Annotated in this window: 7 protein-coding genes; 3 read left to right on the top strand and 4 right to left on the bottom strand. The window is 34.8% G+C overall.

Annotated features, from left to right (window positions below; translation table 11 throughout):
• From GCQ56_RS10710 to GCQ56_RS10725, 4 genes are all read right to left on the bottom strand, one after another.
• On the bottom strand, positions 1-1,485 hold the full coding sequence (locus tag GCQ56_RS10710) for a Gfo/Idh/MocA family protein (protein ID WP_152734456.1): 1,485 nt from the start codon (positions 1,483-1,485) through the stop codon (positions 1-3).
• 205 nt (positions 1,486-1,690) lie between these two features.
• Entirely contained in the window at positions 1,691-3,022 is a 1,332-nt protein-coding gene (locus GCQ56_RS10715) for a DUF3472 domain-containing protein (RefSeq protein WP_299993513.1), read from the bottom strand.
• Positions 3,023-3,184: 162 nt separating this feature from the next.
• Positions 3,185-4,888, bottom strand: a complete 1,704-nt coding sequence (locus tag GCQ56_RS10720; RefSeq protein ID WP_152734457.1) for a RagB/SusD family nutrient uptake outer membrane protein — start codon at positions 4,886-4,888, stop codon at positions 3,185-3,187.
• A gap of 18 nt (positions 4,889-4,906) precedes the next feature.
• The gene (locus tag GCQ56_RS10725) at positions 4,907-7,933 is read right to left on the bottom strand and encodes a TonB-dependent receptor (protein WP_152734458.1); all 3,027 of its coding nucleotides are present in this window, start codon (positions 7,931-7,933) and stop codon (positions 4,907-4,909) included.
• A gap of 522 nt (positions 7,934-8,455) precedes the next feature.
• Between GCQ56_RS10725 and GCQ56_RS10730 the strand changes: the two genes are divergently transcribed.
• From GCQ56_RS10730 to GCQ56_RS10740, 3 genes are read left to right on the top strand one after another with little or no spacing between them, the layout of a single operon-like run.
• Complete coding sequence (locus GCQ56_RS10730; protein ID WP_152734459.1) at positions 8,456-12,547, top strand: ATP-binding protein; 4,092 nt, start codon at positions 8,456-8,458, stop codon at positions 12,545-12,547.
• On the top strand, positions 12,547-13,935 hold the full coding sequence (locus GCQ56_RS10735) for a NapC/NirT family cytochrome c (RefSeq protein WP_152734460.1): 1,389 nt from the start codon (positions 12,547-12,549) through the stop codon (positions 13,933-13,935). Before GCQ56_RS10730 ends, GCQ56_RS10735 begins: the two co-directional genes overlap by 1 nt.
• A gap of 25 nt (positions 13,936-13,960) precedes the next feature.
• Positions 13,961-15,307 (top strand): Gfo/Idh/MocA family protein, encoded by a 1,347-nt coding sequence (locus GCQ56_RS10740; RefSeq protein ID WP_152734621.1) that lies wholly within the window; start codon positions 13,961-13,963, stop codon positions 15,305-15,307.
• The last annotated feature ends 232 nt before the right edge of the window (positions 15,308-15,539 follow it).

Genomic DNA, 15,539 nt, shown 5'->3' on the forward strand with positions numbered 1-15,539 from the left:
TTAATGAACGTTCAATTGACCTTTTGAATCTGCTTTTCTCAAGTTACGAACACTTGTACTTCCAGCTCCCTTCATACTCAAATCAATTGGTTGATTCGTCTTCCAAGCTCCTCTGGTAAAATCTGGAATATCAATTGGTCGCGAACCATTGGCAATAGACCACTCGCTAAGCGGTGTAATACAACTCCAGGAAGCTGCATCGTAAACATCCATATCTACTGGCAATCCATTACGTAAGCAATCAATCAATCGCCAATCCATTACAAAATCCATTCCTCCATGACCTCCAACTTGCTTGGCCATTTCACCTACTCTACGAATAATTTCCGGAGTGTACTTATCTTCCAACTCCTTAAATTGAGCTTGATCAATTACATTGTGTCCAAATGCAATGTGTTGTTTAGGCCATTTTTGTGCAAAACACTTGGTTCCACTCAACATGTGAATTCTAGAATAAGGACGAGGAGAGCTGATATCATGCTGAATCATAATGGTTCGTCCTTTATTGGTACGAATCATCTGCATATCCATATTTCCACGCATTTCCCATCCCACAAACTTTTCGAAGAATGGATCCTCTTTTGCCATTTCAGCAATTCGATGTTTTAAGGTAAAATCATCAGACATCATTGAGGTTAGATAGTCCATTTTATCTCCTCGATTGATATCCATAGCCTGACAAATAGGTCCTAAACCATGAGTTGGATACACATTTGCCTTACGTTTATTTTCATGTAAACGCCACATTCTTGTATATGCACCATCACTCATTTTATCATCTTTTGGCTTATTAAAGTGCCAGTAATCTAAATCATGAATATAAGCACCTTCGCCATGTATCAAATCTCCAAACGCTCCTTGCTGTGCCATGCTGATGGTCAACATTTCAAAAAAGTCATAACAACAATTTTCCAAAATCACGCAATGCTTTTTGGTTCGTTCTGATGTTTCGACCATTTGCCAGCATTCGTCCATGGTTTTTGCTGTTGAAACTTCTACAGCTGCATGTTTATCACCTTCCATTGCTGCAATAGCAACAGGCACATGCCATTCCCATGGAGTAGCAATATACACCAAATCAACATCTCCACTCTCACAAAGTGCTTTAAAGCCCATATCACCGCCAACATATTCTTTAGCTTTTGGCAATCCTGCACTGGCTAATATTTTCTGAGCTCCATCAACTGCCGCCTGGCGAATGTCACAAACAGCGGTAATTTCAACTCCCTCGATATAAGTCATGCGTTTTACAGCTCCTGAACCTCGATCTCCAATACCAACAAAACCTACTCTTACGGTATCCAATTTAGGAGCGGCATAACCACACATATTAAAGTTCATTTTAGGCTGCTTTTCAGCATTCTTCTTAATGTACGATAATTTACTTTCTTCTTTCGATTCTGCACATGATGCTAGAGGTGCAGCTGCAAGTACTCCTGCTCCAAGGGCAAGATTACTTAAAAATGATCTTCTGTTTGTTGCCATTTATTGTCTGTTTTATTTAGTCTATCGTAATCTGATCCAAAAAATCATGACCATTTAGTCTTATATCTGGGTAATCTCACTAAAATTAAGGTTTTCTATTTCAATCTTAACCTTCTGTGTATCTTGATTCAATAATTTTTATCAGATCTAATTTACTCTCAACTATTAATTTACCCTTTAAAAAGGAGGAAGATCCCCCTTTTTATTAGGGCAAGGTTGAGAAATCTATAATTGGTTGTGTTTGTGTTTTCTCTCTTGTATATTCTGTATCATAAGGAACTCTCTCATTAAAGAATCCGCAATTCTTCAAATAAAATTTCCCATTTTCAACTCCTCCTGCATAATCTCTTCTGGCATCTTTTCTTGCCGTTGCATCAGCTGTAAATTTTACTCCTGTTAACTCATGCCAATTTTCATTAGTATCAACAAGCCATTGGTTGCTGTAATAGGCTTTTCGACTAATCGTGCCCATTTCTGTAATAAAGTTCTCTAAAAAGGAATGAGGTCTTGTAATATAAGTTGTGGTTTTTGGTCTTCTAAAACTGGCAATCAATTCCCATTTATCTTTCTCGGGAGCATAAAAATATGCTGTATAGTCTGTGGAATTATTTTCTGATGGATGTCCTTTTAAAAGAAATTTATAAGTACTGCCAGCCTTCCAATTGTATATCTTATAACTTTGTCCTCCTGAACCTTCATTACCAAACTCTCCTGTATTAACACCTTCTCCCTTTTTAAGTAACTTGATTTTATCCTCATCGGGAATGCTATTTGGATCATCCGTTTGATATGGGCTCCAAACTGAAAATAAAATTCTCCTCTCTGCTGAGGAATTTACCTGAATTCCAAAATATCCTTCTCCAAATCCATTAGCCATAAAATAAGATCCAACAACATCTTCTCCTTCAGGAACTGTAATTTCATTGTAAAACCATTCTACATCGCCAATACTTTCCGGAACCTGATAGCCTAAATGTACCGATGGACCTCTTCTTCCCCAGTAAAAATCATCCTTCACGTAAAACACATCACCACCTGTAACATCTCCTCCTATAAGAATATGACTCAATTCACCAAAGTTGTTCCCTGACTTATCCAAACCTTTTACATCAATATAATAGTATCCTGGTTCTTCAATAGTATAGGTTCCTACATCAATTGTTGAAAAGGATGAAGCGTTAAGTTTGACTTCAGTAGATTCCGATCCAAATGAAAAACGTACGGTTGATTCGCCTGAACTCTGTCTGGCTTTTACCCCAATTTGAAGTGTTCCTGCTTTTTCAAGTCTAAACCAAGTTCTGATTACAGCATTTTCATCGGTCCAATTTTTAACCGCATCATCAGCAATCATACTTTTATTCAATGTAGCATCGTTTACTATCCATGAATTTCCGCCCATTGGCACTGATATTGAATATTGAATCGGATCAACCTTCTCATCTTCCTTATCTGAATCTTTACTGCAACTGCATGATACTATTAAAAGTATTGTTACGAATGCGAACAATAATGATATTTGGGTATATATTTTACTCACCTCAATAATTGTTTAATAAAAGCTTTGTCTTTTTTGGATCTCTTTTTATAATCTGCAAGACAAGAGACAACATTTCAACTTACTAATGAAATAACAGTGTGAGGTCAATCGAAACTACTAATTGCCGCCTCTGTCTTGCAAATAATCACTAACTACTACTATCTATGGATTTTGTTGTAACACAATTGGATAGGCATCGATTTCACGTTGTGGAATAAAACATACAACCTCATTAGCTGTATATGGTACCTCCAAGCGAACAGCAGTTGCTGATCCCAAATCATGAGTTCCTGGATACCTTCTGTTTAAAGTCATTTTATTTCTGAAAACATCATATTTTCTATGCCCTTCATAAGCCAATTCTACTCTTCTTTCCTGCAGAACAACATCTAAAATTGTTTGTCCTGTTGGTACAGCTGTATAAGATGGAATACCAGCACGATCTCTAATTAAATTGATATCTGCCAAAGCGTTAGCTGCATCATCTTTTTTAGCAAAACTTTCAGCTCTATTCAAATACATTTCCGCTAATCGAGAAACTATTGGTGACCAGTTCTGAGTTTTACCTTCCTGGCGAGAACATTTTACAACATAATACTTTGGATATCCGTTTCTAGCCTTCATCTGGTAAGTCAATTCAACGTACTGCTTATCGCTTCCCAGCATGATATAATTGCGAGTGATATCACCTTCAACTTCAGTTTCCACATAAGTCTTACTTCCACTTTCTTCAAAGAAATATTTCATTGTCCCGCTTACATCTTCTTCCTGAACATCTTTAACTACGTAACGATATCTCTCATGACCTTGGTTGGCGTCATCATACTCTTCTGACCACTGAATCGTTCTGGTTTTATTTCCATTTTCATCTTCCACAAACTGCGGCTCAATAAATGCATGGCGTAAATCTTGAGGATATTGCATCATTACATCACGTAATGATTTAGAGGCATACATTTCCCCCCAACCCATTCCATCAATATGAGAATACATGGCACCAACTGTTAAGTAAGCATTCCATTGTCCCCAACCTTGAGGCAAATCAATCTCAGTTAAGTGACGCAAAGCAAAAATGGTTTCTGCATTATCCTCTGGTAAATGCTGAGGATATTTCTGATAGTCATCTCCCTGAATCAATTCGTATCTGTCTGAATCAATTACCTTATTTGAATATTCAATACACTTGTCATTATTCTCCATGTACAAATAAACACGAGACAATAATGCTTGTGCTACTTGTTTTGATGCATAAGCAGAATTTTTACTTTCTTCCAATAAACCTTCAGCTTTCAATAGATCAGCCTCAATTTGAGCGTATACTTCAGAAACTTTTGCTCTTGGAGGAAACTCATTAACATCTGAAGATGTTTTCAATGGAACTCCTAAACTTGCGCCAGCATCCTGAGCATAAGGTCTACCAAAAGCATTTACCATTGTGAAATACAAGAATGCTCTCAAATAATAGTTTTCACCAATAAGATTATCCATTTCAGTACTCTGACCTTCTGCAGCTTTTTCAATTACTTTATTACAAGCAATTATTACTTTGAAAGAGTTAGCCCATAAACCAGATAAATGTCCATTATCCTTATTTCTTTGTAAATTATACAAATAGAACAACCCATCTGTAGTTGATCCACTCAAAGCCACATTATCACTACCAAACTCTGGTATGTAGTGAAATGGTTTTACAAAATACTCTGATTTAAGGAAAGAGTAATTCCCTAAGGTTGCTGCATAAAGTCCTTCTTCTGTGCTCAAAGCAACCTCATCGCTCATCGACTCATAAGGAAGCTTCTCGATATCACAAGAAGATAAAATCCCAACAGTCAAAACGAACAATAATATGTATGTAAGTTTTTTCATTATTTTTCCCTTTATTGATTAAAACTGAATGTTAACTCCAAACAAGAATTTACGAGACATTGGATACAATGCTCCTGCTGTTCCTTCAGAATAATATCTACTTGCATAGTCATTTGTATCTCCAATAACAGCAACTTCAGGATCCGTTCCTGAAAAATCTGTCAAGGTCCAAAGGTTCTCACCTGTTACAAAGAATTTCACTGACTTTAATTTCATCTTTGTCAATACAGATTCTGGCAAATTATAGCTAAGAGTTACATTACGTAGTTTCAAATATGATCCATCTTCCAAATATCTTGAAGAAGGCTTGTATGCTTGGTTATTTCCACCTTCAATCGCTTTTGGATGAGTTGCTTTATCCCCAGGCTTTTCCCAACGACTCCAACCATCATACATTTTCATGTTATTGAAAGTAGGGTAACCTCCATCGCTATCAAAAGTTTCACGAGCGCTATGGTAGATATAGTTACCGTATGCATATCCGAAATTTGCAGAAAGATTTACATTCTTATAACTTAAAGAAGTTGAGAATCCACCAAAGAAATCAGGAGCTGAAGATTTGTCTAACAACTCACGAGTTGCGCTGGCATAATCCGTTGTAGTCTCTTTTGTTCCATCTTCGTTATGAATGTACCACATTGGAGCACCGGTTGCTTGATCTACACCAGCCCATTCTCTCATGAACCACTCATTCATATCATGACCTTCAGTATAATTTTTCTTCCCGGTTATCTGAGATTGTCCATTATACATTTCTTTAATTTCATTCTTATTGAATCCGATATTAAAATCTAAATCCCAATTGAAATCATCACCTCTAACAATATCAGTATTCAAAGTGATTTCTACACCTCTGTTGTTTAATTTACCAACATTTTGCCATTGATTTTCTACTCCTGTAATCGAAGCCAATCTTACGTAGTACAATAAATCTGAAGTATTCTTATCATAAATATCAACACTCAAATTCAATCGATTAAATAAGCGAGCATCAATTGCAAAATTACTCATATATGACTTCTCCCAAGTCAAATTATTATTAACCAATTGCTGCGGGAAAGCTGCAGGTGTACCTACATAGTGTCGATCAATTGCATACAAACCATATGAGCCATAGTAAGCCGTCGGCATATTTCCCACAGAACCATAACTAGTTCTCACTTTCAAAGTGTTTAACCATTCAATATTCTGCATAAAATCTTCCTCATGAACTGACCAACCAGCACTTACAGTAAAGAAATTACCAAAGCGCTTGTTTTCGCCAAACCTTGAAGAACCATCTCTACGGAATGAGAATTGAGCCATATATCTGTTCTTAAAAATGTAATTGGTATTAAAAAGATAAGATTCCATAGCCCACTCTTGCTTGGTACCATCTACAGATTTAGGTTCTGCTGCAACGCCAAGCACTTCAGTTGCTTGTGGTATTCCTTTCCCAACAGCATCTGAACGTTCGTAAACATAGTCAGTAAACTCATAACCAACCAAAGCTGTCAAATTGTGATCGTCACCAAACGCCTTATTAAACTTCAACATTTGATTCGTAAACCTCTTAGTGTAAGATCTATTATCATTTTCCAGCGAACCTTTATCAGACTCTCCTGCTGTAGATCTGGCATCTGTATAATGTTCGCCAAAATAATGCTTATAATTATAATTATTGGTAGATACAAAAGTCAAGAAAGGAGTAATTTTATAGTCAAATCCCATATTTACATCCCCTCCAATCTGTCTAGATCTAGACCAATTCCACTGCAGATTATACATATAATTTGATCCATCACGACCGATCCAGTAATCTCCTTCAGTACTATTTTCCAAACTAGCTGTTCCTTCATCACCTTTTCTTACTGAACCATCCAAATTCTTTGGACTATCCCAAGGCAAGTAGTGATACATTGCATAAACAGAGTGTTGTTGGTCATCTGTTTTTTTCACGAAGCCTGACAATTTTGTTTTTAATGTCAGTTTATCATTCACTTTGTAATCCAAATTCACACGCATGGTGTATTTGTCATACTCATATCCTTTTACAGAACCAGTTTCGTTATAATAATCACCCATAATAAAAGTGCTTACCTTTCCTGATGTTCCCGAATAAGACATGTTGTAATTTTGTACAGTACCCGTTTGTGTTCCTAAATCAAACCAGTCCGTATCAGTTTCCAACAATTTTTCCGTAAACCACGGCTTACCATTCCATGATTTGTGATAATCATACAACTCTTGAGAATTCATGACTTCAAAATTCCCTAAAGACAGTATATTCACACCATAATTAGCATTTACAGAAAGAACTTCTCTCCCTTTTTTTGCAGTTTTTGTTGTAACGATGATTACACCATTTGCTCCACGAGATCCATACAATGCAGTCGCAGATGCATCTTTTAAAATTGAGATATTCTCAATCTCATTTGGACTGATAGAAGAACCATCAGCTCCAACTACACCATCAACTACCCATAGAGGGTCAACTTCCGAGCTTAAAGATCCTTTACCACGAATTCTAATTTTCGCCTTACTTCCTGGTTGTCCACTAGCTGTAGAAACATAAACTCCGGATGCTTTACCTTGTAATAGGTTTTCAACTCGTGGAGTAGTAACATCCTTCAACTTGTCAGCTTTTACAGAAGCCACCGAACCTGTAAGGTTTGATTTCTTTTGAGTTCCATAAGCAACAACAACAACCTCATCAAGACTTTCGGTATCAGCTTCTAAATTAAAATTGATTGTTGTTTGCTTAGCTATAATTACCTCTTGAGTTTGATACCCAATAAAAGAAACAGCCAAAACATCCGATTCATTTTCAGATTCGATAGTGTAATTACCGTCAAAATTTGTTGTGGTTCCTACGGTTGTTCCTTTAATCCACAGGTTTGCCCCAATGATGGTTTCACCAGTTTTGGCATCGGTAACAGTTCCTGTAATTGTTCTTTTGTCTCCATTTTGAGCTACAGCAGTTGCAGCAAATAGAACAAGAACGAGTGCAGCACTTAAAATATGCCTAAGTCCTTTGCACGATTTCTTCACATGTGTCATTAGCATTTTCACTTAGATTAGTTATTAAAAACGGGTTAATAAATTCAAAACTTCCGATTTCAAGACTGCTTTCGATCAATTAATAGCAAATCAAAAACGATCTCATAATTCATTGAAATTTTTGAATCCTGTCAAAATTGAAAATTAGAGATGAAAGGGAGGTGTAAATTTTCGGCTATGGAGGGGAGATTATTTTAAGACAAGTAAAAAGAATGAATTCTCTTCAATTCAAAAAGACTAACAAAAACTCACTAACCGCTGATTATCTAGCACTTAAAACTATCATTCACATATTTAATAACTATTAAAACTATTCTTACATGTCTACTAAGTGTAATTTTTAAGCAAATAAGTGGATATTCTCTGCAAGCCTTAAATTAGCTCAGAAATTAAAAGGTAGTCGTCAATCTTTAGAATTATATTGTAGAGCTTTTCAATTAATGTGCTGAAAAAGGAGAATTATAGCTTGACAGGCTTACTTGCGATATGTATTTTTGAAAATACTTCTGGATTGATAAAAAATTGAATATGAAAAAATGGTGTCGAAACATTGTAAAGTCTGTGCTTTTGATAGCAATTAGTTTTTTGACAGTATTTTGCTTCGCCGATGAATCTACGAATTTTATTCATTTAAAAGCCGAAATAAACCGTCAACATACCAATGCCACCAATGTAATTGAAGATTCTCTTGGTTATTTATGGCTTGAATCACATGCCGGTTTATTACGATTCGATGGTTATGACTACAAGGAGATTCCTTTCTATAGTATTTTTGGTAAAAAAGCTAACCCCTCTTCTCTTCTACAACTAGCAAAAGATAAAAAGGGACATATTTGGGCGGTTTCGAAAAAAGGCAATATATCTAAACAAAATCACCACTCAATATTTATCCCTCAATATTCTTGCTTTAACAAATTAAAAGAAGAGCAAGAAATTAAATCCATACATATAGGAAAATCACACCTCTGGTTAGGAAGTAATTTTGGAGTATTAAAAAGGCAATCACGTACTGATTCAACAAACGTTGTATTTAATATTCATTCTTCTAATGAGGGAATCACTTCAATTTCAGAATGTAAAAACAACACAGTATGGTTCAGTACAGATAAAGGACGAATTTTTAAAATCAACACAAAAACAAATGATTTAGAAGAACTTAAAGGACCTTTCAGTAATCCTTTTAATACCATCATCTTAACATGCGATAACAATGATAAATTATGGATAGGGACTGAATTGTATGGTTTTTTCTGCTATGATCCAATTAGTGAAACCTACCAACAATATCACAACCAAACTGAAGGGCTCAATTTTGTTCCTTCAAATATGATCATCAGAATATTTAAGGATAGTAAAGGATTTATTTGGCTAGGCACTGATGGAGGTGGTTTGTTTAAGGTAAATCCTGATAACAAACAGGTTCAACATTTTAACCATTCAAAGACCAATCAATTATCCTTACAAAGCAAATCGGTAATTGGTATTGGAGAAACTAATAATCATGATATATGGATTTTCACCAATTATGGTAATATCAATATTCTTCCTCATGAATCCAATACTGTAGGTTATCACAGTGGAAGTATTTCCGGATCTCCTACTAGAATCCTATCTGTTCTAAAAGCAAAAAATGGAAACCTTTGGATTGGAACCGATGGAGAAGGACTTACTCTTATTGATAAAAATGGTATTCAAAAAAAGCAATTTATAGCAAAAACAAAATCTGCAAAAGGTTTATCTGGAAACTATATACAAGCTATTACTGAAGATAAAACTGGTAATCTTTGGGTCGGTACCTATTTAAATGGATTAAATTATTACGATCAAAGAAAGAGTACTTTCTATTCTATCCAAACGGTGAATCAATCTGGACAAAGGGCATCAGATATCCGATCTTTATATGTAGACAACAAAAACAGAATTTGGGTTGGAAGTAACATTGGTTTATTTGTTTATTCAGCCAATAAGGTACAATTAGCCTTTTTCCCATATAACAAACAAGATTTGCAAGGAACAATAGCAGAATTCTTTTTGGAAGATGAATTGGGACAATTTTGGATCGGAATGTATGGTGGAGGAATCTGTTTATTCGATGAAGCTGCTAAACTACAAAATTCCCGATTTACAACTTACAAACTATCTACATCTAACAACAATAACGAAAGCAGTTTAATTCATGGTTCTTCGGATAAGGCTGGTCATTTATATTTGGTTAATTCTTATTCTAAACTATTAAAATTTGATATTAAGCGTAAAGAAGTTCTTCCTATTAAAGAATTTACAAATAGCCAATTACACAAAACAGTTGCTATAATTTCGATTGATTCTTCAAATCTTTGGCTTTCGAAAAGCAATGGAATATCTCACCTGGATTTGCAAACAAAAAAAGATTACTTCTACACTTGGAAAAATGGAACCATTAAAGGAAGTTACCTCTCAGGAAGTTCATTTATCGATGAAAATGGAATACTTTACTTTGGAGGTATTGGTGGCTTGAATTATTTCAATCCCCATAAAATGAAAACTTCCAAAAAAGATTTACATCTATACATTAACCAATTGCAAATCGTAAACCGAGATGCGAACGACTTAATTCCCACTCAATTAAAATCTGGAGTTGAACATTTAAAACATTTAAAATTAAATCATCATCAAACAGCATTTTCTTTTCAGTTTGCGGTAATTAACGATCACGTAGATCCCAATTATTACTATGCATATCGATTAAAAGGATTCGATAAGAACTGGATTACCACAGAAAACAAAAGAAGTGCAACTTATACCAACATCCCTTTTGGTGATTACACCTTTGAAGTAAAAGCAGGAACCAAGCGAGATCTTTGGGACATTAAAGCAAAATCAATAAAAATAAGTATTATACCACCTTTTTGGAAAAGATGGTGGGCATATTTAATTTATACAACTCTTTTTCTGATAATAAGTTTCTTTATCATTAGGTACTATATCATGTGGGCAAGATTGAAGCACAAATTGGTAATAGAGGAACTTCTAAATGAAAAAAATAAAGAGCTTTATGCTATGAAAATGAATTTCTTTGCAAAAATGTCACACGAAATTCAAACGCCACTTACCTTAATACTATCACCTATTGAAAACATGATTGAACGGGCTGAAGGAAATCTTTTACTTACTCAACGCCTTCATGTAATTAAGAATAATGCAAAACGTTTGTCTAGAATTGCTATGGAATTAATGACCATTCGAAATCGGGAAATGGGCAGACTACGAATCAATGCTAGTGAAAACAATATTATATCGGATATTAATAAAATAGCCCTTTCGTTTAGAGAACAAGCGCGATTTAAAAATGTAGATTTTATTGTAGAAAACAATAAACTAAACGAATTAAATCTATGGTATGATCAGCAAAAACTGGAGCATATCATTTACAATTTACTTGCCAATGCATTTAAATTTACTCCCAAAGAAGGAAAAATAACATTAAGCATAGAACCAAAACATGCTGATAATAAAGTAGAATTAAAAATTACAGATACAGGAATTGGTATACCTAAGGATGAATTGCAAAATATTTTCAATCTTTTTTATCAATCGAAAGATGGTAAAGCTGTTGGTGGTACAGGAATTGGGTTGGCTCTCACAAAAGAGTTAATTCAACTGCACAAAGGTGAAATAGCTGTTAACTCAAAAATTACTGAAGGCACCACTTTCACAATAACCCTACGAACAGGAAAGAAACATTTTAGCTCTGAGGAAATAATAAATACTGAATTAAAACCAGAAAAAGAGGATAAAACCTATACACTTCCTCAAATTAACAATGAAGAAGTTTCAATATTTAAAGATGATAAAGAATACAGAAATTTATTAATTGTTGAAGATAACTTCGAAATGCTCCTATTTCTGGAAGATAGTTTCAAATCTGAATACAAAGTAAAAACCGCTCAAAATGGTCATGAAGCCTTAGAAGTTATTTCTGAATTTACACCAGATATAATACTCAGCGATGTAATGATGCCAATAATGGATGGCATAACACTTTGCAAAAAACTTAAGGATCAAAAAACTACACGTCATATTCCTCTCATTTTATTAACAACCAAAAATGCAACCAGCTCAAAACTGGAAGGACTTAAATATGGTGCAATAGAATACATCAACAAGCCATTCAATGTAAAAGAGCTAAAACTTAAAGTATTTAATATTCTGGATACTCAAAATAAAATGATTGAAAAATATCGAACCGAGATATTAACTGAGAGTAAAGAAATACAAGTTGAATCGCCCGATGAAAAATTTATTGAATCGGTTATACTTGAAATGGAGAAGAATTTTGAAGATCCGGAATTTAAACTCGAAGAATTAGCCGATATGCTCAACATGAGTTATTCGAATATCTACAGAAAATTCCAAAGTCTTACGGATAAAACATTGGTTGATTTTATGCGATCATTTCGATTAAAAAAAGCAGAATCATTACTTATCAATCACAATTTTTCCATTTCTGAAATTGCCTATCAAATAGGATTTAACGATCCAAAATATTTCTCAAAATGTTTCAAAAAAGAGTATGGAATGACACCTAAGCAATACAAACAGGAAAAACAAATCATCTCCAAAGACAATTCTATCAATTAATGAAAGTATTCTTCCAACGAAATAAATTTCTAGTATTTATACTCGCAGTGTTATTTTTTGCGATTGCATTTGTCACTAGTTTAGAAGGCATTGATCGGGTGACTTCAACTGATAATTATTGTATGTCCTGCCATATTCATCCGCATTCAGAAAGCACATGGAAGCAAGCTTCGCATCACAATAATAAAAGTGGAGTTGTTGTTCATTGTATCGATTGTCATTTACCTCCAAAACATGAGAATAACTATTGGTCTGAGAAAATAAATGCAGCATCTCGCGATTTGTATTCTTATTGGTTTAAAGATCTTAATCAAATTAATTGGGATCAAAAATCAGAACTCGCACATGCAAAAAAGCATGTTTTTAACGAATCATGTATCAACTGTCATGAGAACCTCTTTCCTCTTCATTTATCAAAGGAAGGTGATGAAGCACATCTGCATTACAAACACAACCAGGATAAATTGGATTGTATAAATTGTCACTTAGATGTTGGTCACGGAAGCAATAATACTCACAAAGCCAATCCTTCTTTTTTACAAGTCGATAAGCAGAACAAAATATTCAAAAATGCCACAAAAGTAGATGATTTTTCAAATTTTGAGGAGCAAATTCCTGGTACCGATGTTTCTTTTGAGATGATAGCAATTCAACCCAATAATAAATTTGATTCGTTCTTTATTGGCAAAACAGAAATATCATGGAATGAATACAAGATCTTTCTATCCGAAACCGAATCAGAAGGTAGAATTGATGATTTAAAACCAGAAGTAGATGCAATATCAGGAGCAACTCCACCTTTTGGAGATCCTTCTCATGGCTGGGGAATGGAAAAAAGACCAGCAATTACTATGACCTGGCATGCAGCCAACACCTATTGCAAATGGTTATCGGCTAAAACAGGAAAAAAATACAGGCTTCCTACAAAAGAAGAATGGATATATGCATGTAATGGTGACTCAACTGATGATTTCTTTTTTGGTGGACAACTTGAAGATTATCAAACTAAAAACTTCCCGGAAAACCTCATCAAAAAACCTAGTGAAAAGATAAATGATTTTGTTGTTTGGAGTGCAAATAGTAAAGGTAAAACAGCTTTACCAAAGGATATTAAAAGTAACCCATTTGGTTTACTAAACATGCTTGGGAATGTGAAAGAATTCTGTTCGAATACCATTTTAATAGATAACAAAACAGAGCACATAATTATGGGTGGTTCGTTTAAAAGTGAACTTACAGATTTATTGCTTACAAAAGTTGATTACACCAAGCACGAAACCTGGTTAATCACCGATCCTCAAATTCCTAAAAGCATTTGGTGGTACTCCGATTGCAATGATGTTGGATTCAGAGTCGTTTGCGAATTCAATAAAGTTCCTGAAAATTAATACCAATTGTTAATTCAGATATCAGATGAATAAAGATTATTACAACAGCAGAAGAAAATTTATAAAGAATGCAACAGCAGCTGGTCTCATTGGTGCAATAGGTACCAATGCTCTTTTTTCCTCATGTCAGAATGGTAAAAAGCAAGATTACACTTTTCCTCCCATGTTGGAAAAAGCTCCTGACGGTTCACTTTTAAAAGCTGGTGTTGTAGGCTGTGGCTATAGAGGAACAGGAGCTGCAATTAATTTTTTAAATTCTGGTCCTAATGTTGAAATATCTGCTCTTGCAGATGTGTTTCCCGATCGTGTTGAAGCCTGCCGAAAACAAATTAAAGAACAAAAAGATCTTGAAATTCCTCCAGATAAATGTTTCTCAGGAATTAACTCATTTGAAAAATTAATGGAGTGCGATATTGATATTGTTATTTTAGCAACTCCACCACATTTTCGCCCTCAACATTTCGAAGCCTGTGTAAAAGCAAAAAAACATGTTTTCATGGAAAAACCTGTAGCGGTCGATCCTGTTGGTGTTCGTTCTGTAATGGTATCTGCCGAAAAAGCAAAAATGCTTGGTTTATCTGTGGTAACAGGAACAATTAAACGTCATCAGCAGGATTATATCGAAACTTTCAAACAAGTTAACAATGGTGCCATTGGCGAAATTGTTTCGGCAAATAGTTATTACAATGTTGGAAAATTGTGGCATCGAAATCCACGTGCCGACTGGTCGGAATTGGAAAACATGATTCGCAACTGGGTAAATTGGTGCTGGCTTTCTGGAGATCACATAGTAGAACAACATGTTCACAACTTGGATACAGTAAACTGGTTTGTAGGCAAACATCCTGTTAAAGCACTTGGCTTTGGTGCTCGCCAGAGAAGAATTACTGGTGATCAGTACGATATGTTTAGTGTTGATTATGTATATGACAAAAACATCCATTATCACAGCATGTGTCGTCAAATTAACGATTGTTCCAACAATGTTTCAGATCGAATTCAGGGAACCAAAGGAGCTACTAATTGTGAAAACACTATCTATAATCCAGATGGATCAATCGAATGGACCTACAAATATCCAAAAGAAGGAACAGGCAAAAACATTAGTCGCTTAGCAACAAATCCCTACGATCAGGAACATATTGATTTGGTAACAGCCATTCGAACAGGCATACCTATAAACGAAGCCTTTCAAATTGCAGAATCAACACTTACAGGAATAATGGGCAGAATCTCTGCTTATACTGGAAAAGAAGTAAGTTGGGAAGAAATGATGAATTCTGATTTGTACTTAGGACCCAAAAACTATTTAATAGGATCTGTTGACATTCCTAAAGATATTCCAAAACCAGGGAAAGCCCCTAACAATTAAAATAGGAGAATTTAGGGCAAAGAAAAAGGGTCCAACAAGACCCTTAATCAAAGAAAACCAATTAATTATGCTATTAAAACCAAAATCCCGGGACACCACTCCCAATTTTTGGGAAACCATTGTAATAATGATTTCGCATATACAATCACAAGCAGCGGACCAAAAACTCTTTTGTATTGATTTTCTGAGACTTATACTGTTTCGTGAATTATTTCACATTTTAAAAGTGTCC

It is taken from the genome of Marinifilum sp. N1E240, from assembly GCF_009295825.1.
In the GTDB taxonomy this organism is placed as follows: domain Bacteria; phylum Bacteroidota; class Bacteroidia; order Bacteroidales; family Marinifilaceae; genus Marinifilum_A; species Marinifilum_A sediminis.

Coding starts and splice junctions, on each gene's coding strand:
- GCQ56_RS10710 (WP_152734456.1), bottom strand. CDS start 1,485: ATGGCAACAAACAGAAGATCATTTTTAAGTAATCTTGCCCTTGGAGCA.
- GCQ56_RS10720 (WP_152734457.1), bottom strand. CDS start 4,888: ATGAAAAAACTTACATACATATTATTGTTCGTTTTGACTGTTGGGATT.
- GCQ56_RS10725 (WP_152734458.1), bottom strand. CDS start 7,933: ATGCTAATGACACATGTGAAGAAATCGTGCAAAGGACTTAGGCATATT.
- GCQ56_RS10730 (WP_152734459.1), top strand. CDS start 8,456: ATGAAAAAATGGTGTCGAAACATTGTAAAGTCTGTGCTTTTGATAGCA.
- GCQ56_RS10735 (WP_152734460.1), top strand. CDS start 12,547: ATGAAAGTATTCTTCCAACGAAATAAATTTCTAGTATTTATACTCGCA.
- GCQ56_RS10740 (WP_152734621.1), top strand. CDS start 13,961: ATGAATAAAGATTATTACAACAGCAGAAGAAAATTTATAAAGAATGCA.